Source organism: Pseudomonas sp. 13159349 (genome assembly GCF_013305685.1).
GTDB classification, from domain to species: domain Bacteria; phylum Pseudomonadota; class Gammaproteobacteria; order Pseudomonadales; family Pseudomonadaceae; genus Aquipseudomonas; species Aquipseudomonas asiatica.
In genome coordinates this window covers 5,558,913-5,578,832 of record NZ_CP045553.1, presented here as the reverse complement: position 1 = coordinate 5,578,832, position 19,920 = coordinate 5,558,913, and the positions used below count along the sequence as shown (strand labels likewise).

Sequence of the window (19,920 nt, the reverse complement as noted above, 5' to 3'; positions counted from 1 at the left end):
AGGCAGACTACTTGTGGATCCGGCAGAAACGAAGTTTAGAGGAACAATCCTGGTCCGGGTCGCGTTCCTTCGGGGAATCTGACGCCTACTTTCTGAATCTTGTTCCCGTCCATGGTGGCCACGGTCCAGATCGTGCCATGCCATTCGACCTGGTCACCTACTACTGGAGCGCCTCCGACCTTCTGTCGGATGAACTGGGCCAGTGGCATTTTCGCGTCCAGGCCGTCGAGTTTCAGACCGTACAACGCTGCCACCGCACCCAGTTCGGCATCGCCTTCGAGCACGAAGTCGCCGAAGAAACGCAGGTCGAGGCCACGTTGTGGCGCCTGGCTGAACAGCTTGCCCAGGGCCGGCAGGTTGTGCTCGTGGCCGATCACACAGAGCATGTCGCCTACTTCCAGTACCGTACTGCCGGACGGGTGCAGCAGTTGCTCGCCCCGGAACAGCGCGGCGATTCGCGTGCCTTCGGGCATCTTCAGCTCGCGCAGGGCGGCGCCGATGCACCATTTTTCGGCACCCAGGCGGTAGACGAACATTTCCCACTCGCTGGTGATGTGCACTTCCAGCGCCGAACGGGAGATCGGCGCCGGGTCTGGCGGTACCGTCACTTTCAGCAGCTTGGCCATCCACGGCAGGCTGGTGCCTTGCACCAGCAGCGACACCAGCACGATGAAGAAGGCCAGGTTGAAGAACAGCTGGGCGTCCGGCAGGCCGGCCATCAGCGGGAACACCGCGAGGATGATCGGTACCGCACCGCGCAGGCCGACCCAGGAAATGAAGGCCTTTTCACGGCCGTGGAAGGCCTTGAACGGCAACAGGCTGGCGACCACCGACAGCGGGCGCGCTACCAGGATCATCCACAGCGCCAGGCCCAGCGCCGGCAGGGCGATGGGCAGCAGGTCATGGGGCGTGACCAGCAGCCCCAGCACCAGGAACATGCCGATCTGCGCCAGCCACGCCATGCCGTCGAGCATGTGCAGGATGCCGTGGCGGCTGCGGATGGGCTTGTTGCCCAGCACCAGGCCGCACAGGTACACGGCAAGGAATCCGCTGCCATGCAGGGCGTTGGTCAGCGAGAACACCACCAGGCCGCCAGCGATCACCAGGATTGGGTACAGGCCGCCAGCCAGCTTGATGCGGTTGACCAGTTGCAGCATCAGCCAGCCGCCGCCCAGGCCCACCAGCCCGCCGATGCCGAATTCGCGCAGCAGGTGGGTGAGCAGGCTCCAGTGCAGGCCGGTCTGGCCGCTGGCGATCATGTCGATCAGGGTGACGGTGAGGAAAACTGCCATCGGGTCGTTGCTACCCGACTCGATCTCCAGGGTGGCCGTGACCCGCTCGTTCAGGCCTTTGCCGCCGAGCAGCGAGAACACCGCCGCAGCGTCGGTGGAACCGACGATGGCGCCGATGAGCAGGCCCTGGATCAGGCTCAGGTCGAACAGCCAGGCGGCGACCAGGCCCGTGAGGGCGGTGGTGATCATTACGCCGATGGTGGCCAGCGACAGCGCCGGCCACAGCGCCACGCGGAAGCTCGCCACCCGTGTGCGCAGGCCACCGTCGAGCAGGATCACGGCCAGAGCCAGGTTGCCCACCAGGTAGGCGGTCGGATAGTTGTTGAAGATGATGCCGCCACCATCGACGCCGGCGATCATGCCGACCGCAAGGATGATGACCAGGATAGGGATGCCCAGGCGCGACGACAGCGAACTGACCAGGATACTTGCGCCCACCAGCAATGCGCCGATCAGGAACAGGCTGTTGATGGTGCTTGCATCCAAAGGCAGGTACTCCGGGGACCGCGGGGGAGGGGACTTGATAGCATGACGCTAGCAGGTCGCGTGCCAAATGATTCTAACCTGATGAATTGGCAGGCTGTAAAGCGTTTCTGCAGATGAAAAAAAGGCACCGCGGTGGGTGCCTTTTCGGGTGTTGCCTGGGTGGGCCTCTTCGCGGGCGCGCCCGCTCCCACAGGTGAATCACAAATCTCAAGTTCTGTGAGAGTCCTGTGGGAGCGGGCATGCCCGCGAAAGGGCCGGTGCAGTTTACGCCTGCTTGATTTCACGCATCGGCTTGCCCTTCACCGGTGCATCGCCCGCCACGTAGTACTTGGCAGTGCTGCGCGGCAGCGGCTTGCGGCCACGGATCTTGTCCGAGATTTTCTCGGCGATCATGATCGTGGTGGCGTTGAGGTTACCGGTGATGATCAGCGGCATGATCGACGCATCGACCACACGCAGGCCCTTCATGCCATGCACGCGGCCTTCGCCGTCGACCACCGCCATGTCGTCGGTGCCCATCTTGCACGAGCAGGACGGGTGGAAGGCGGTTTCGGCGTGCTCACGGATGAACTTGTCCAGCTCTTCATCGGTCTGCACGTGCGCGCCGGGGCTGATCTCACGGCCACGGTACGGGTCCAGTGCCGGCTGGGCCATGATTTCACGGGTCAGGCGGATGCCGTCACGGAATTCCTGCCAGTCCTGATCGGTGGACATGTAGTTGAACAGAATGCTCGGGTGTTGGCGCGGGTCCTTCGACTTGGCCTGGATGCGGCCGCGGGCAGGCGAGCGCATGGAACCCATGTGTGCCTGGAAGCCGTGTTCCTTCACGCCGTTGGAGCCGTTGTAGTTGATGGCCACCGGCAGGAAGTGGTACTGGATGTTCGGCCACTTGAATTCAGGGCGGGTACGAATGAAACCACCGGCCTCGAACTGGTTGCTGGCGCCGATGCCGGTGCCGTTGAACATCCACTCCGCACCGATGGCCGGCTGGTTCCACCACAGCAACGACGGGTACAGCGACACCGGTTGGGTGCAGGCGTACTGCAGGTACAGCTCCAGGTGGTCCTGCAGGTTTTCGCCAACGCCTGGCAGATCATGCACCACCGGGATGTCGAGGCTTTCCAGCAGGGCGCGCGGGCCAACGCCGGAGCGCTGCAGCAGCTGCGGCGAAGCGATGGCGCCGGAGCTGACGATGACTTCCTTGCGGGCACGGGCTTCAACGCGCTCTTCGCTGTCACCGACCAGGTAGGTCACGCCGATGGCGCGCTTGCCGTCGAACAGCACGCGGTCAGTCAGGGCGTGGGTGACGATGGTCAGGTTCGGGCGCTTCTTGGCCTGGTCCAGATAGCCGCGGGCGGTGCTGGAGCGGCGGCCGTTCTTGGTCACCGTACGGTCCATCGGGCCGAAGCCTTCCTGCTGGTAGCCATTCAGGTCTTCGGTGCGCGGGTAACCGGCCTGCACGCCGGCTTCGACCATGGCGTGGAACAGCGGGTTGTTGCCGGCTTTCGGCGTGGTCACGCTGACCGGGCCTTCGCCACCGTGGTAGTCGTTCGGGCCGATGTCGCGGGTTTCGGCCTTGCGGAAGTACGGCAGGCAGTCCAGATAGGTCCAGTCTTCCAGGCCTGGCAGTTCTGCCCAGCCATCGAAGTCCAGGGCATTACCGCGGATGTAGCACATGCCGTTGATCAGCGACGAGCCACCCAGGCCCTTGCCGCGACCACATTCCATGCGGCGGCCGTCCATGTACGGCTCCGGATCGGTCTCGTAGGCCCAGTTGTAGCGGCGGCCCTGCAGCGGGAAGGCCAGGGCTGCTGGCATCTGGGTGCGGAAGTCGAAGCGGTAGTCGGGGCCACCGGCTTCCAGCAGCAATACGGTGACGCCTGCGTCTTCGGTCAGGCGGGTCGCCAGGGTGTTACCGGCCGAACCGGCACCGACGATGATGTAATCGAATTCTTGGGACATGAAAGTACCCTCGTGTTGGCGGTGTTCAGGGAGCAGGAACGCCCGTGCGCTGAGGCACGGGCGTGGCTGGACAGGGCCTTAGAAGACCGAGTTGTAGCCGCCCAGCTCGACCTGGACCGACTTGATGCGGGTGTATTGAGCCAGCGAGCTGACGCCGTTCTCACGGCCGACGCCCGACTGCTTGTAGCCACCGACCGGCATTTCGGCCGGCGATTCGCCCCAGGCGTTGATCCAGCAGATACCGGCTTCCAGCTTGTGGATGATGCGGTGAGCGCGGGTGATGTCGTTGGTGCAGACACCGGCGGCCAGGCCGTACTCGGTGTCGTTGGCGCGACGGATGACTTCTTCTTCGGTTTCGTAGGTGAGGATGCTCATCACCGGGCCGAAGATCTCTTCCTTGACGATGGTCATGTCGTCGGTGCAGTCGGTGAACACGGTCGGGGCCACGAATGCACCCTTGGCGAAATCACCGGCGGTCAAACGCTCGCCACCGCACAGCACGCGGGCACCTTCTTCCTTGCCCTTGGCGATGTAGCCAAGCACGCTTTCCATGTGCTGGAAGCTGACCAGCGGGCCGAAGTTGGTGTTTTCGTCTTCCGGGTTGCCAGCGCGGATGCGGGCAACGCGCTCGACGATCTTGGCCTCGAAGGCAGCTTTCATTTCAGCCGGGATGAACACGCGGGTGCCGTTGGTGCAAACCTGGCCCGAGCTGTAGAAGTTGGCCATCATGGCGATGTCGGCGGCCTTGTCCAGGTCGGCGTCGGCGCAGATGATCAGTGGCGACTTGCCGCCCAGCTCCATGGTGACTTCCTTGAGCGACGAGCTCGAGGCGCTGGCCATAACCTTCTTGCCGGTGGTGGTGCCGCCGGTGAAGGAGACTTTTTCGATGCGTGGGTGTTCGGTCAGCCAGGTGCCGACTTCACGGCCGCTGCCGGTCAGGACGTTGAACACGCCGTTCGGCAAGCCGGCTTCGGTGTAGATCTCGGCCAGCTTCAGGGTGGTCAGCGAGGTGACTTCCGACGGCTTGAAGATCATCGCGTTGCCGGCGGCCAGGGCCGGGGCGGATTTCCACAGGGCGATCTGGATCGGGTAGTTCCAGGCACCGATACCGGCGGTCACGCCCAGCGGCTCGCGGCGGGTGTAGACGAAGGACGATTCACGCAGCGGGATCTGCTCGCCTTCGATGGCCGGAACCAGGCCAGCGTAATACTCCAGCACGTCGGCGCCGGTGACGATGTCGACGTAGCGGGTTTCCGAGTACGACTTGCCGGTGTCCAGAGTTTCCAGCATGGCCAGCTCGTCGTTGCGCTCGCGCAGGATCTCGACGGCGCGGCGCAGGATGCGCGAACGCTGCATGGCGGTCATCGCGGCCCAGACCTTCTGGCCTCGCTCGGCGCTTTCGACGGCCTTCTCGACGTCAGCCTCGGTGGCACGTTGCACGTGGGCGAGGACTTCGCCGGTAGCCGGGTTGATGGCTTCGAAGGTGGCATCGCTGCCAGCGTCGACGTAAGCGCCATCAATGTAGAGTTTTTGCGTTCCGAAACGGGCCATAGTGTCCTCGCAAGTGCAGTGTGTGGTTTGGCTTGCGCGTCACGCTCCTGCTGGGTTGGCAAGGGCCGTGCGCGGTTGTTCAGCGGCCTGGTCGTTTGTACCCAGGGTGTGCTGTTTAGCCAGTTGTAGATCCATGTATTCGTAAGCAATCCGTATCGCCTGGTCGGTGTCGAATGCATCACCCGACAGGGCGCCACGCAGCCACAAGCCGTCGATCAAAGCTGCCAGGCCGCGGGCTGCCTTGCGCGCATGGTAGAGCGGCAGCGCGCGGCGGAACTGGCAGCACAGGTTGGAATACAAGCGGTGGTCGTTGATCCGCTGCAACCTGTGCAAATCGGGCTGGTGCATGCTGGAAGCCCAGAAGGCCAACCAGGTTTTCATCGCCGGGCCGTTTACCTGGCTGGCATCGAAGTTGCCCTCGATGATCACTTTCAGGTGGGCGCGCGGGCTGTCGTCCGTCAGGGCCTGGCGACGTGCTCTAACACCTTCGTTGAGCATGTTCATGATGTAACCCATCGTCGCTGCTATCAGGCCGTTCTTGTCCCGAAAGTAGTGACTGATGATGCCGTTCGACACACCGGCCAAACGGGCAATCAGCGCAATGCTGGCGTCACCCAGTCCGACCTGATCGACCGCCTGCAACGTGGCTTCGATCAACTGCTGGCGGCGGATGGGTTGCATACCGACCTTGGGCATCTTGCGTTCTCCTCAGGCCTGCGAGCAGACGACGGGCGGCTGACTCGGCGAAGGCCAGTCTATTTTGTTTTGATTGAACGTTCAATCAATAAAGAATAAGCTCTGCGACAATTTGTGCCATTGACAGTTTTTAAGGCGGTCGAGAAGGCACGGATTGACACCCCAGGAAATCGCGTAACCCCCTGAATACAAGGCGTTGACGGGCATGAGCGATGCGAAATGCAGATTCTGCCGTGCGGTCATGGACCCTGCGGCGGGCCCTTGGAGCGGGCGGGGTGATCTGTGACCAATGCGCGCACCTCAGCTGAGGCGTGGCATTTGCAGCAGGCCACCTGTCTGTTTTTTGCAACGTATCGATTCGGGATCACGGTTTCCAAGGGTGCTTTTATAACACCTGATGCAGTGGGGATATTCCACCAATTGCTCGGGAAAGACTGATTAGCCTCCACAGCCGCACTGCCCGGAGCATTCGTGCAATGAGTTCTGCCTCACTTACCAACCCTCCGGCCGAGAGGGTACGGGTCAACCGCGTGGTGTTCTTCACCTCCGCGCTGATGATTCTCGTTTTGACTGCCTTGCTTATCGCTGTACCCGAAACCGCCGGCCAAGTGCTGGGCGTGGCCCAGAAATGGCTGACGCGCACCTTCGGCTGGTATTACATGCTGGTGATCGGCGGTTACCTGCTGTTCGTCATCTACCTGGCCTTCTCCGACTACGGCAAGCTCAAGCTTGGCGGCAAGGATGACCAGCCCGACTTCAGCTATGGCGCCTGGGCCGGCATGCTGTTCTCCTCCGGTATCGGCATTTCGCTGTTGTACTTCGGCGCCTCCGAGCCGCTGGACCACTACTTCAACCCACCGGAAGGCACTTCTGCCAGCCTCGACGCAACGCGTCAGGGCCTGCAGCTGACCTTCCTGCACTGGGGTTTGCACGGCTGGGCGATCTACGCCCTGGTCGGCTTGGCCGTGGGTTACTTCGCCTACCGCCACAATCAGCCACTGGCCCTGCGCTCGGCGCTGTACCCGCTGGTCGGTGAGCGTTGGGTCAAGGGTGCTGCGGGCAATGCCGTGGACATCTTCGGCATGTTCGTAACCCTGCTGGGCCTGGTGACCAACCTGGGCATCGGCTCGATGCAGGTGGCCTCCGGGCTGGAATACCTGTTCGGCATGGATCACAGCAAGACCAACCTGCTGGTGGTGATCCTGGTCATGGCCGGCGTCGCCACCGTGGCGGCGGTCTCGGGTGTGGAAAACGGCATTCGCCGCCTGTCCAACCTCAACATCGTGCTGTTCAGCGGCTTGCTGATCTTCGTCCTGCTGGGCGGCGAAACCCTGCACTTGCTTAACGGCTTCGTGCAGAACATCGGTGACTACCTCAACGGCATCGTGCTGAAAACCTTCGACCTCTACGTATATGAAGGCGAAGCTGGCAAGTCCGAACGCTGGCTGGGCCTGTGGACCGTGTTCTACTGGGCCTGGTGGATTTCCTGGGGCCCGTTCGTCGGCATGTTCATTGCCCGTATCTCCAAGGGTCGCACCGTGCGCCAGCTGGTCAGCGGCGTGTTGCTGATCCCGCTGGGCTTCACCCTGGCCTGGCTGTCGATCTTCGGCAACACCGCGCTGGACCTGGTGATCAACCAAGGCGCCGTGGAACTGGGCAAGACCGCCCTTGAACAGCCGTCGATGTCGATCTACCAGCTGCTGGAATACTTCCCGGCGGCCAAGATCGTGATCGGTGTAGCGGTGTTCGTCGGCTTCGTGCTGTTCCTCACCCCGGCCGACTCCGGCGCGGTGATGATGGCCAACCTGTCGTGCAAAGGTGGCAAGGTCGACGAAGACGCCCCGCACTGGATGGTGGTGTTCTGGTCGGTGGTCATCACCCTGGTCACCATCGGCCTACTGTTCGCCGGTAACTTCGAAGCCATGCAGACCATGGTGGTGCTGGCGGGTCTGCCGTTCTCCGTGGTGCTGGTGCTGTTCATGTTCGGCCTGTACAAGGCCATGAAGCAGGACGTGGCGGTGGAGCAGGAGCGTGCCGAGCTGGCCGCACGTGGCCGTCGTGGCTTCAGCGAGCGCCTGACCCAGCTGGAGCTGCAGCCGACCCAGGCCGTTGTACAGCGCTTCATGGACAAGCAGGTCAGCCCGGCGCTGAAAGAAGCTGCCGCGCAGTTGCAGACCCTGGGCTTCGAGGTGGAAACCCGGGTTGGCCAGTCGCGCAACATGATGGGCCTGCGGGTGATGATGGAAGAGGGCAACCCGTTCGTCTATGAAGTGAGCCTGGATGGCTACCTGGCCGCGCCGAGCGAAGCGCCGGTGGAAGGTGAGCCGGAGGTGCGCCAGCGCTTCTACCGCGCCGAGGTATACCTGCACGATGGCAGCCAGGAGTACGACCTGATGGGCTTTGCGCCGGAGCAGATCGTGCGTGATGTGCTGGACCAGTTCGAAAGCCACCGCCAGTTGCTGGGGCGTGTGTACAGCTGATTCTTGAGCGGTGAGGAGGCCCTGCAGGACGCAGGGCCTTTTTCATGGGCAAGCAATAATTAGCCCGGGTAACGGACAAGTTTGCTTCAGCCTGCCGGTTTTCTTCCGGAGGCATGCTTTATGAAACGTTCCGTTATTCCCACATTCGATTTTCAGTACGCTGCAGCCAGTCAGTTCAGTGGTCGGCCAACATTGCGGCAGGTGACCAGCGAGCAGCTGTGGACCGTGCTGCAGGAGAAGCTGTCCTGGCTTGCCTTTGTGAAGCCGGCGCTGTCCAACGCCGACCCTCTCATGCTGGATAGTCCCGACCCCAGCACGCCTTACTGGACCACGCAACCGCTGGTCGACCGTGTGCTCCAGGCATTGCTCGAAGCACAGCCGCTGGACATCGAGCCTGTCGGTGAGCGGCATCACAATCTTGCATTGACCTCCTCATACCGTTTTCCTGGCTCGGACAGCGCGTTCGACACCCGTCAACTGAGCGGCCTGTCCGATGCACTCGACGAACTGGTGCAACGGTTGCCACGGCTGTTCTGCGAGGCACAGCTCAAGTACTGGAGTGACAAGGGCAGTGCGGGAGTGAGCCGTGACCAGTGGCTGCAATTACTGCTCAAGACTACGCTTTTGCGCGGCCTGCCACTGCAAGGGCTGGATGTTCAGGAGCAGGCCTGCATCCGCGGGTTGATCCGCGGTGGCGCTGCCCAGCCCTCGGTCTATTTCGTCAAAGCCAGCCTGACTTGTGGGTCGATTCAATACGACCAGATGCTCAGTCACCTGCTGGTCACTGCCGATTACGATGAGCGGCAAGTGGTGCTCTGGTGCGCCCCGTCCGGTATCACGCGCAGCTTCGCCTCGTTGATCGATTTCGGTAACGCGCTGCGCAACGAACTGGCGCGGCACTACAGCTTCCAAAGCCTGTCGTGGACGCGTCAGCCGGTCGAGGGCAACGTCTTTGCCCAACAGGTTTCGCTGTTGCTTGAGTCCATGTTCCTGGCTTTCGACCAGATGCGCTTCAGTGGCTTGGCGGATGTGGCTTCGCTGGAGCAACGTTTTGCCGAGCTGAGCGACCCGGCGGCCTGGTTCGTGCGCTACGAAGACGACACGCCAGCCACCGTAGCCCCGCCGGGGCTCAGGGCCAGCGCCCCGCAGGACAGCTTTGCCTGTCGCGCCGCGTTGTTGCAACTCTCCCTCGACCAACTGGATGCCGGAGGTGTTTCGGTGCTGGACGGCATCCAGTCATTGACGGCGTATACCGCGCAGCAACTGACCGAGCAGATAAAAAGCGAGCACGGGGACGAAATTTCTCCAGATCAGGTGCTTCTTGACCTGTACATCGCCCGGGGTGTGCCTGGTGGCGCTGCGACTGGAGCCGGCGGTGGCGAGCCACTGGCGTTCGTGGGCACCAAGTCGCTTACCGAATTCGCCATTGGTAACCTTGCTTCGCTCAAGGGCGCGTACATCAAGCAGGTCCGCCATCAGAAGAGCATCAAGCTTCCGAAGTGGCTGAATGCCGATGCAGCGAAGCGATTGGTCACCCAGGTAGACATTGGTGGCCGCTACCCGGCCTATGTTGCCGGACAGTTGGATGATCAGGCCATGCGTGCCGAGCGCGTCGAGCTTTTGGGCAGGGAGTGGCGAAGCGCGTTTCTTTCCAGCGCCATTTCGGCCAGGCTCGACGCTAAAGTCTCCGAGGTGGGTTTACAGTGCGTGGTCGATTTTTGCGCAGGTCATCAGGACCCCTTGGTTCCGCGCATGTCACTGATCCCCTTGGCTTTCAGGCGCAGCCGCCATTCGCGCAAGAAAGACACTGTGCGCGGCATGTACTTGCTGTTCTGCGCCGAGCCGGCAAAGGTTCTGGTGTACCGCCCGCTATATCGACAGGACACGGTTCGCGAGTACGCAAGCCTTGAGGCCTTGCTTGCACATATTCGTGAGTCGGCTCTCTTCCAAGAGAGCATTCTTGACTGGATCGACCCGACCGCGCGCGACGTATATGCAGAGGGTGGTTTCAGCGAGCCGCACATTGTGAGTATTGGTATCGACCCTTATACGCTCCCGGCCAAGCCGGAGCCGGCGATGCTCGACCTGAAGCTGTGGCGCAACAAGGTTGACGAGAAAATCTACCAGGCCAATCGAGATCTGCTGGTCGAGCTGGCAGGGCTGGAATCGGTATCTGACGCCGAGAGCCGCTGGCAGCTCCTGTGCGAAGGCGCCTGGCTGTTGTTCGATGTGGTGACTCAGGCGATACGCGGTCCGGTCGCGTCTGTGGCCTGGTTGGTACAGTTTCTGGCTTCGCTGCAAAACGACTTGACCGCGTTGGAGCAGGGTGGTGAGTTCGATCGGTCTGCTGCAGTGGCCGACTTGTTGCTCAACCTCGGGATGACGCTGCTGCATGCCCATCAACCGAAGCAGGAGACAGTGCCCACAAGGCGGCTGCCTGATGTTTCACTGTTCGAAGGACCTGACCGGCAAAACGGCGCGTTTGCCGAACTAGCTATCGAGGCGCGTGAAGAACCGGAAGGCACGCTGGGCGAACTGGGCAGCCAGGTGCTGGACTTTTCCTGGCGCGGCCAGCATGGGTTCAACTGGCTGCCCGCGCAACAGCGGCAAAGGTTGCAAGCCATGCGCTCCAGCGTCTCTGTCAATGGGTTGAAGCCTTTGACAGCGGGCGATGGTGAAGGCCTGTACCAGATCGATAAGAACTACTACGCGGCCATGGCTGGTGACCTCTATAGCGTGGAGTTGCTGGCTGAGGGAGTTCGGGTAGTCGATGCGACTGGCGGTTACGGGCCCTGGTTGGCATTTGTCGACGGGGCTTGGCGGGTGGATACGAAATTGCGCCTTGCAGGAGGGGCTCCCAGCCCCAGAACTTCGGTATCGGTCCGATTCAAGAAACTTTACGACCGCGTCGTCCAGTTGGATGCGGAAATCCCGAAGTTGAAGTCGACGGTTCAGGCAGCGAGTCAGCAGATGATGGCTTTGCACCAGAGCCTCGTCAAAATGGACGCGTTGAAGGCAAAGGCGCAGGAGGATGTGAATTCGGCCTCGGCAGGTACCGATACGACAGCTCTCCGGTCACTGACCGCGCAGTATGAACAACGAGCGATGGATGCGCAGGAAAGTATCGCCCAGCAGCGTGAGCAAATCGTTTCGCTGCTTGAAGAGGCCATTGGCAAGGAAGACGAACAGCTAAAGCTGTTGATCACGATGGCGGAACCCAAATATGCCGGGCAACGCCAAAAAGATGGGTTGGATAAGCCTGTTGCCAAGCATGAAGAGAATGCTCGCACAGAGCTGATTCGCGATTGTGTCTTCGTTTACAACGAGCTCTGGAGCCTGACGGACTATCCGCAACTTGCCGCGCTGCAACGGGCTATTGATGGTAAGCCATTGGCTGAAGTCGGCGAACAATATGCTGCGTTTCGTATCAAGCTGGAGCATGTGGCTGAGTATCAGGACCGCATGCTTGCCATACGAGTGCACCTGGACAATTTGCTGGCCGAGTCACCGGTTGAGCTTGTCATACCTTCCAACCCCCCTGGTGACCATCGCACAGTGGGGCATCTGATCGACGAAAGACCGTTTTCGACCGTGCAGATGCGCTTCCATCAGGTGCAGAACCTGGCAGACCTGGCCTTGCACCTCAATGCTCCCGGCGGCCTCCAGACAGTCGCCCGCTACCGGGACGAACTGGTCAGCATGGCCTTGCGCAATGCCGCAGAGACTCATGGGGAGCTTGACTTCGCCAATCTGTCGGCAGACGACCGCATCGTGATCCTGCAAGAGGCATGGGATGAGTACTCTGCCGCATTACTCAACAGTGCCCGCATTCTCCGTGAAGGTGGCGAACTGATCGAACCCGTGATGCTCGAGCGGTATCGCAACCATGTAAAGCAACTGAAGGAAGATGCAGGACAGCGGCTGGTTGCCGCGATCTCGGAGCAGGAGGGTGGAACGGTCGCGCAAAAGCGCAGACCCTACAAGGTGTCTACCGAAGAGCAGCGAGTGGTGCGCAACCTTGCTGGGCAGTTGATGATCGGGGTGGAAAGGACGATAGACGAAAGCCAGATCGTTGAAGTGCGGGAGACGTTCAGTGAAGAAGTACTGGCAACCTTCGACCTGGTGGATGGGGAATGGCGACAGCGTGAAAGCAAGCGCCCTTCATTGGCGGACGAAGCTGCTCCAACTGACCTGCCCATGTGGGTACAGGCGCTTCTGGACGAGAGCGATGCAGTCAGGGAGCAGGCCAAGGACTATGTCAAGCACGACATCAAAGGGGCGTTGCTCAAGCAGTTGTTCGATCAGCATCTGGAAAAGCTGAATCAGGCACTCAGTGTGGTGCGTGATGCCGGAGGAAACGACAAGCTGATCAGGACGCTGGAAGTGGATCTGGACAAGTTGGAGGCGGATAAAACATTTCAGATGACCACGCTCTATACCGACACCAAGTATCCGTCGGCCGAAGGTTTGCAGTATCTCCACGGAAAGCACCTGATACAGGTCGAATATGTGGAACGGCGCACCATGCAGGATGGCAGCGCTTTTGACGAATACCGGATCGTTCGTCTACCGAGCAAGCGGAACCTCTGGGCTGCGCACTTTCATTTCAGCTCGCCAGATGCGTTTGCAGAGGATTTCACGGTGGGTCACCTCAAGACCTGGAGCCAGCGTCGTTTGAGTAGCAAGGCCGCTGCAGACTCGAAACAGCGATTGCACAGGGGAGCCCTTACTCTGGCACAGGCCCGAGGAATCATTCCTTTCCATTGAGTCGGCCAACGGGGGCGGTGGGATGGTGCTTGGCATGCGCGGGCATCGTCTGATTGCCCCGCTCGGCAATCATCTGTTCCAGGCCGATCAGCTCTACGCCCTGGCGCTTCAGCCGGGGCAGTTCGCGTTCGAGCACTTCGAGGGTTTGCGGATAAGGGTGGCCGATCAGCACGGCTGAGCCTTGTTTGCGAGCCAGTTCGACCCCGTGCTGCAATTCGCTGCCGATGGCCTCGACCGTACGTACGTTGTCCAGAAATACATCGCGGGATACCTGTGCCAGGCCCTGGGCCTGAGCCTGGAATGCGGCTACCGTGGCAGCGCTGGTGCGGCTGTCGACAAAGAACAGGTGCCTGCGTTGCAGGTCAGCCATCAGCATCGCCATTGCTTCGGGTTCGGCGGTCATGCGGCTGCCCATGTGGTTGTTGATGCCGACTGCGCCCGGCACCTGCGCCAGGGCGGCGTCCAGGCGCCGGGCCAGCTCCGGCAGAGGCGTGCCGGGGTGCCAGGCGTAAGGGCCGGTGGCCGGGTCCATGGGCATGTGCAGGATCACCGTCTTGCCAGCCTTGTGCGCCTGGCGGGCAAAGTCGGTGGCATGCGGGGTGTCGGGCATGATCGCCATGGTCACCGGACCTGGCAGGGCCAAGGTGCGGCTGTCGCGCTCGCTGCTCTGGCCGAGGTCGTCGATGATGATGCTCATGTAGGCCTTGCCGGCCGGCGCCGCTTGCGCGACCCCTGCCATCAGGCAGAACAGCAGACACAGCAGATAACGCATGGAGTGGATCAGTCGCCCTTGGTGATGTTCAGGCCTTTGAGCAGGCTCAGAGCCTGGCTCAGCTGGAAGTCGTCATCCTGCGGGCGCTCCTTGCGCTTGCCGCTGCCGGTCGGGCGGTCGGCACCGCCGTTGCCGTTGCCCAGGTGGCCCTGCAGGTCGGCTTCCTTGAAGTTGTCGGTGTCGGCTTCGGCGGTGAGCTTGGCCGGGCGCACTTCGATGTCGGGGACGATGCCCTGGGCCTGGATCGAGCGGCCGTTGGGGGTGAAGTACAGCGCGGTGGTGAGCTTCAGGGCACGGTCGTTGGCCAGTGGCAGCACGGTCTGCACCGAGCCTTTGCCGAAGCTGTCGGTGCCCATCAGCACGGCGCGTTTCTGGTCTTGCAGGGCGCCGGCGACAATTTCCGAGGCCGAGGCACTGCCGCCGTTGATCAGCACCACCAGTGGCACGCCGTCGCTGGCGTCGGCCGGGTCGGCCGAGAAGCGCAGCTCGGAGTTGGCGATGCGGCCCTTGGTGTAGACGATCAGGCCCTTGGTCAGGAAGTGGTCGGCCACTTCCACCGCCGACTGCAGCACGCCGCCCGGGTTGTTGCGCAGGTCCAGCACCACGCCGCGCAGCTTCTTGCCGTTGTCCTTGCGCAGTTTGGCCAGGGCCTTGCCTACTTCGTCGCCGGTCTTGACCTGGAACTGGGTAATGCGGATGTAGCCGTAGTCGTTCTCCAGCAGCTGGCTCTTCACGCTCTTGACCTGGATGACCGCGCGGGCCAGGGTCACGTCGAAGGGGGTGCCGCCGTCACGCACCAAGGTCAGGGTGATTTTCTCGCCCACCTTGCCACGCATCTTGTCGACCGCTTCGGTCATGGTCTGGCCACGGGTCGGGGCGCCGTTGATCTTGACGATCAGGTCGCCGGCCTGCACGCCGGCACGCGATGCCGGGGTGTCGTCGATCGGCGAGACCACCTTGATGAAGCCGTCTTCCTGGCCTACTTCGATGCCCAGCCCGCCGAACTCGCCGCTGGTGCTTTCCTGCAGCTCCTGGAAGTCCTCTGGGCCGAGGTAGGCCGAGTGCGGGTCGAGGTTGCTGAGCATGCCCTTGATGGCATTTTCCAGCAGGGTCTTGTCATCCACCGGCTCCACATAGGCCGCCTTGATGCGGTCCATGACCTCGGCGAAGGTGCGCAGCTCTTCAAGCGGCAGTGGCGCCTTGGCGGTCACCTCGGTGGCCGGTACTGCGGCCGGCTTGGCCGGCTCCGCGGCAGTGGCCAGGGGCGCGCCGACCGCCAGGGCGATGGACAGGGCCAGCTGGGTGAGACGAGGCGAGTGCAGCATGTCGAACGAACTCCTGATCCTGTAAGCGCTCCCTGGGGAGCATCGGCGCAGCCCGTGGGCTACCCCGTAGAAATTTGACTAGCCCCGGCACCACTGCGAAGGGTCGGTAGGCCGGCCCTGCTGGCGGATGGCGAAGTACAAGCCGGCAGCGTCCTGGCCGCCGCTGTCGCCAACGGTGGAAATGGCCTCGCCGGCCTTGACGATATCACCGGCGCTCTTGAGCAGGCTCTGGTTATGGCCGTACAGGCTCAGGTAACCGTTGCCATGGTCGAGAATGACCAGAAGCCCGGCACCGCGCAACCAGTCGGCGAACACCACGCGCCCGCCGTGCACGGCACGTACCTGAGTGCCCGGGTTGGCGCTGATCATCACCCCGTCCCACTTGGCACGGGCATCGCTGCCGCGGGCATCACCGAAACGTGCCAGCAATCGACCATTGACTGGCCAGGGAAGTTTTCCCCGTGCGGCAGAAAATGCGCCGCCGTAGTTCGCGCCGTCGCTGGAAACCAGCGGGCCCAGGGTGGTGCGGGCCTTTTTCGGTGGCTCCACCGGTTCGCGGGCCTGTTCGCGAGCGGCAGCGGCAGCGAGGGCTTCCTGCTGGCGGCGCTTTTCCGCTTCCTGCTGGGCCAGCAAGGCCTTCTTGCGCGCTTCTTCGGCCTCGCGGGCCTGGCGGGCGAGGGTTTCCTCGATGGTCTTGAGTACCTTGTACAGGTCGGCCTGATCCTGCTCGCGCGATTGCAGCTTCTGGTCGCGGTCCTTCATGTCGCTGTTGAGCTTGGCCAGCACCTGCTGGCGCTTGCCACGCTCGGTTTCCAGGGCCTGGCGGCGGCTGTCGAGGTCGGCGCGCTGGGCCAGCAGCTGTTGCTGCTGGGTAGCGATTTCCTGTTCGACGTTGGCCAGCTGGCGCAGGGTCTCGTTGAAGGTGCGCAGTTGCTCCAGGCGCGCCTTGCTCAGGTAGTCGTAGTAGGTGAGGGTGCGGGCAAACTTCTCGGGGTTCTGCTGGTTGAGCAGCAGCTTTAGGTATTCCTCGCGGCCGTTCTGGTAGGCCGAACGGGCCTGGATGGCGATCAGTCGCTGTTGTTCAACGCGGGCGCTCTGGAGTTTTTTTTTCTCGGTATCAAGGCGCTCCAGCTCGCCCTCGGTCTTTTTTAGTTCTTGCTGCAGGGCCTCCACCTGCTTTTCGAGGTTGCCGATATCGGTCTCGGTGGCTTTGAGGTCCTTTTGCACACCGGCCTTTTCTTCCTGGAGCTTGCCCAGCGTCTTCTTGAGCTCGGCAATGTCCTGGCGGGTGGCGTCCAGTTGCTGCTGGGTCTGCGCCCGCTCATCGGCAAAGGCCGGGCTGAGCAGGCAAGACAGGGCTAGGAGGATCAGGGCGCGAAGCATGGGGTTTGGCGTACCAAGGATGGAGACTGGCCTAGTATGCCCGCGCGGGCGGGCAAAAAAAACGCCTCGCTGCGGGTGCAGAGGGGCGTTTGTCTGGAATTCATGTGTTATTGGGGCCGCAAAGCGGCCCCCTTTGGCACCGAATCAGGCATCGACCAGAATCGAGGTACCAGTCATTTCCACCGGCTTTTCCAGCCCCAGCAGCTTCAGCATGGTCGGCGCCACATCGGCCAGCACGCCGCCGTCACGCACCTTGACGTTGCGCTTGCCCACATAGATGAACGGTACCGGCTCGGTGGTATGCGCGGTGTGCGCCTGGCCGGTGCACTCGTCTTCCATTTGCTCGACGTTGCCATGGTCGGCGGTGATCAGCGCTTCGCCGCCGACCTTGTCCAGAGCTTCGACGATGCGCCCGACGCAGCCATCCAAGGCCTCGACGGCTTTCACCGCAGCCTCGAACACGCCGGTATGGCCGACCATGTCGCCGTTGGCGTAGTTGACCACGATCACGTCATAACGCTGTTGCTCGATAGCCTCGACGATGCGGTCGGTAACTTCCGGTGCGCTCATTTCCGGCTGCAGGTCGTAGGTGGCGACCTTCGGCGACGGGATCAGAATGCGCTCTTCGCCTTCGAAAGGCTCTTCACGGCCGCCGGAGAAGAAGAAGGTGACATGGGCATACTTCTCGGTCTCGGCGATGCGCAGCTGGGTCTTGCCGTTCTTCGCCAGGTACTCGCCCAGCACGTTGTTCAGGCTGGCCGGGGCGAAGGCGGCGGGGGCCGGGATTTTTGCCGAGTACTGGGTCAGGCCGATGTAGGCGGCCAGTTTTGGCAGGCGGGCACGCGGAAATTCGTTGAAGTCGGCTTCGACGAACACGCGCGACAGTTCGCGGGCGCGGTCGGCGCGGAAGTTCATGAAGATCACCGCGTCGCCGTCTTCGACCTTGACTGCTTCACCAATGCGCGTGGCCTTGACGAACTCGTCGCTCTCGTCGCGGGCGTAGGCCGCTTCCAGGCCGGCCAAGGCGGTGTCGGCGGTGTATTCGGCAGCGCTGTCGACGATCAGGTTGTAGGCGGCGCTGACACGGTCCCAGCGGTTGTCACGGTCCATGGCGTAATAGCGGCCGATCAGGCTGGCGATGCGGCCCTTGCCCAGCTTGGCGAAGGTGGCGTCGAGCAATTCGATGGACGACTGCGCGCTGCGTGGCGGCGTGTCGCGGCCATCGAGGAAGGCGTGCAGGTAGATCTTCTGCGCGCCGCGCTGCGCGGCCAGTTCGGCCATGGCTACCAGGTGGTCCTGGTGGCTGTGTACGCCGCCATCGGACAGCAGGCCGAGAATGTGCACAGCCTTGCCGGCACTGGCTGCCTTGTCCACGGCGCCGGTCAGTACCGGGTTCTCGAAGAACTCGCCGTCGCGGATGGCTTTGGTCACCCGGGTGAAATCCTGATACACCACGCGGCCGGCACCGAGGTTCATGTGACCGACTTCGGAGTTGCCCATCTGCCCGTCCGGCAGGCCGACATCCATGCCTGAGCCGGAAATGAGGCCATGCGGCTGGCTGGCGCGCAGGCGGTCATAGACCGGTGTGTTGGCGGCATAGATGGCGTTGTATTCGGGGCTTTCGCTGTGGCCGAAGCCATCCAGGATGATCAGGACCAGGGGTTTGGGCGTACTCGTCATCAATCAAACTCACGGTTGTTCAAAGATGATAAAGACACGCATTTTAGGGCAAATGCGCCACCGGCGGCGAATATTCGTCCTGTTCCCTGACCAGCGTGGCCAATGTGGCAACATGAAGGTACCTTTCCGGCCGGCCCGTCGGGCTTTGGTGGCAATAAGGGCCTGTGTATACTGGCCGGCATTTTCAATCGCGTGGAACACCCCAGATGGTTGCTAACCTGATTCAATTTGCGACAAACCACTACATCCTGGTGGCGATCTTCGTTGTTTTGCTGGTCGCGCTGCTGGTCAACGAAATCCGTCGCGGCGGCCAGAGCCTGAGCAACGGCCAGCTGACTGCCCTGGTCAATGCCGAGAAAGCCCTGGTCATCGACATTCGCCCGACCAAGGAATACTCCGCCGGTCACATCGTCGGTGCGGTGAACATCCCGCAGGACAAGCTGGTCAACCGCATGAGCGAGCTGGACAAGCACAAAGAGAAGACCCTGATCGTCGTCGACTCGATGGGCCAGCAGTCCGGCACCATCTGCCGCGAGCTGCTCAAGGCTGGTTACAACGCCGCCAAACTGAGCGGTGGCGTTTCCAGCTGGAAAGCCGATAACCTGCCCCTGGTGAAGTGATATGAAGCCCGTCATCGTCTATTCCAGCGACTACTGCCCCTACTGCATGCGCGCCAAGTACCTGCTCGAGAGCAAGGGCGTGGCCTTCGAGGAAATCAAGGTCGACGGCAAGCCACAGGTTCGTGCCGAGATGAGCCAGAAGGCCGGCCGTACATCTGTGCCGCAGATCTGGATCGGCAGCACCCACGTCGGTGGATGCGATGACCTTTATGCCCTGGAGCGCGCCGGCAAGCTCGACGCGCTGCTGGCGGCCTGATTTGCACTGCATTCAAAAACATTAGGATAAGGATCTGCCATGACTGACCAACAGACCAACGGCGCTGCTGCAGAAGACAACAGCCCTCAGTTCTCCATGCAGCGCATCTATGTACGCGACCTGTCGTTCGAAGCCCCGAAAAGCCCGCAGATCTTCCGCCAGACCTGGGAGCCGAGCGTTGCCCTGGACCTGAACACCAAGCAGAAAGCCCTGGAAGGCGACTTCCACGAGGTGGTGCTGACCCTGTCGGTTACCGTCAAGAACGGTGACGAAGTGGCCTTCATCGCTGAAGTGCAGCAGGCCGGTATCTTCCTGATCAAGAATCTGGACGCGGCTTCGATGAGCCACACCCTGGGTGCGTTCTGCCCGAACATCCTGTTCCCGTACGCCCGCGAGACCCTGGACAGCCTGGTGACCCGCGGTTCGTTCCCGGCCCTGATGCTGTCGCCGGTCAACTTCGACGCCCTGTACGCGCAAGAAATGCAGCGCATGCAGGAAGCCGGCGAAGCGCCGACAGTGCAGTAATAGCTGCGTTTGAAAAAGGGCGACTTCGGTCGCCTTTTTTGTTGGCCTGTTCCGGCCCTATCGCCGGCAAGCCAGCTCCCACAGGTACTGCACAGGTTTCAAGGGTGGTGCGGTCCCTGCGGGAG

Annotated in this window: 13 protein-coding genes; 5 read left to right on the top strand and 8 right to left on the bottom strand. The window is 62.0% G+C overall.

The features are described from left to right. Positions 1–35: 35 nt before the first annotated feature. The 4 genes from GEV38_RS25590 to betI all read right to left on the bottom strand — a co-directional run bounded on the left by GEV38_RS25590 (position 36) and on the right by betI (position 5,987). Positions 36–1,778, bottom strand: coding sequence for a potassium/proton antiporter (locus tag GEV38_RS25590; RefSeq protein ID WP_013974590.1), 1,743 nt, complete (start codon positions 1,776–1,778; stop codon positions 36–38). 264 nt (positions 1,779–2,042) lie between these two features. After that, entirely contained in the window at positions 2,043–3,740 is a 1,698-nt protein-coding gene (gene betA, locus GEV38_RS25585; protein WP_054572199.1) for a choline dehydrogenase, read from the bottom strand. 78 nt (positions 3,741–3,818) lie between these two features. Next, a complete protein-coding gene (betB, locus tag GEV38_RS25580) occupies positions 3,819–5,291 on the bottom strand; it encodes a betaine-aldehyde dehydrogenase (RefSeq protein ID WP_025340943.1) in 1,473 nt (490 codons plus the stop codon). Between the two features lie 39 nt (positions 5,292–5,330). Next, positions 5,331–5,987: a transcriptional regulator BetI gene (betI, locus tag GEV38_RS25575; protein WP_003259891.1), complete on the bottom strand. Its 657-nt coding sequence runs from the start codon at positions 5,985–5,987 to the stop codon at positions 5,331–5,333. Between the two features lie 533 nt (positions 5,988–6,520). Between betI and GEV38_RS25570 the strand changes: the two genes are divergently transcribed. Together GEV38_RS25570 and GEV38_RS25565 are read left to right on the top strand one after the other, a co-directional pair. Then, positions 6,521–8,467, top strand: coding sequence for a BCCT family transporter (locus GEV38_RS25570; RefSeq protein WP_256674105.1), 1,947 nt, complete (start codon positions 6,521–6,523; stop codon positions 8,465–8,467). Positions 8,468–8,587: 120 nt separating this feature from the next. After that, entirely contained in the window at positions 8,588–13,234 is a 4,647-nt protein-coding gene (locus GEV38_RS25565) for a dermonecrotic toxin domain-containing protein (RefSeq protein ID WP_054572197.1), read from the top strand. Here GEV38_RS25565 and GEV38_RS25560 read toward each other — a convergent pair. The 4 genes from GEV38_RS25560 to gpmI all read right to left on the bottom strand — a co-directional run bounded on the left by GEV38_RS25560 (position 13,218) and on the right by gpmI (position 18,394). Further along, positions 13,218–14,006, bottom strand: a complete 789-nt coding sequence (locus GEV38_RS25560) for a divergent polysaccharide deacetylase family protein (RefSeq protein ID WP_054572196.1) — start codon at positions 14,004–14,006, stop codon at positions 13,218–13,220. The genes GEV38_RS25565 and GEV38_RS25560 overlap by 17 nt on opposite strands. An 8-nt stretch (positions 14,007–14,014) precedes the next feature. Then, positions 14,015–15,331: a S41 family peptidase gene (locus tag GEV38_RS25555; protein ID WP_015272120.1), complete on the bottom strand. Its 1,317-nt coding sequence runs from the start codon at positions 15,329–15,331 to the stop codon at positions 14,015–14,017. Positions 15,332–15,409: 78 nt separating this feature from the next. Continuing rightward, positions 15,410–16,714 carry a murein hydrolase activator EnvC gene (locus GEV38_RS25550; RefSeq protein WP_054572195.1) on the bottom strand — a complete coding sequence of 435 codons (1,305 nt, stop codon included), beginning with the start codon at positions 16,712–16,714 and terminating at the stop codon, positions 15,410–15,412. Between the two features lie 144 nt (positions 16,715–16,858). Next, a complete protein-coding gene (gpmI, locus tag GEV38_RS25545; RefSeq protein ID WP_054572194.1) occupies positions 16,859–18,394 on the bottom strand; it encodes a 2,3-bisphosphoglycerate-independent phosphoglycerate mutase in 1,536 nt (511 codons plus the stop codon). A 206-nt stretch (positions 18,395–18,600) separates the two neighbouring features. Between gpmI and GEV38_RS25540 the strand changes: the two genes are divergently transcribed. Genes GEV38_RS25540 through secB form a run of 3 tightly spaced genes read left to right on the top strand, consistent with a single transcriptional unit; the run spans position 18,601 to position 19,795 of the window. Beyond that, positions 18,601–19,014, top strand: coding sequence for a rhodanese-like domain-containing protein (locus GEV38_RS25540; protein ID WP_003259887.1), 414 nt, complete (start codon positions 18,601–18,603; stop codon positions 19,012–19,014). A 1-nt stretch (position 19,015) separates the two neighbouring features. Next, positions 19,016–19,270, top strand: coding sequence for a glutaredoxin 3 (grxC, locus tag GEV38_RS25535; protein ID WP_003249204.1), 255 nt, complete (start codon positions 19,016–19,018; stop codon positions 19,268–19,270). 39 nt (positions 19,271–19,309) lie between these two features. Then, entirely contained in the window at positions 19,310–19,795 is a 486-nt protein-coding gene (gene secB / locus GEV38_RS25530) for a protein-export chaperone SecB (RefSeq protein ID WP_013974581.1), read from the top strand. Positions 19,796–19,920 lie beyond the last annotated feature (125 nt).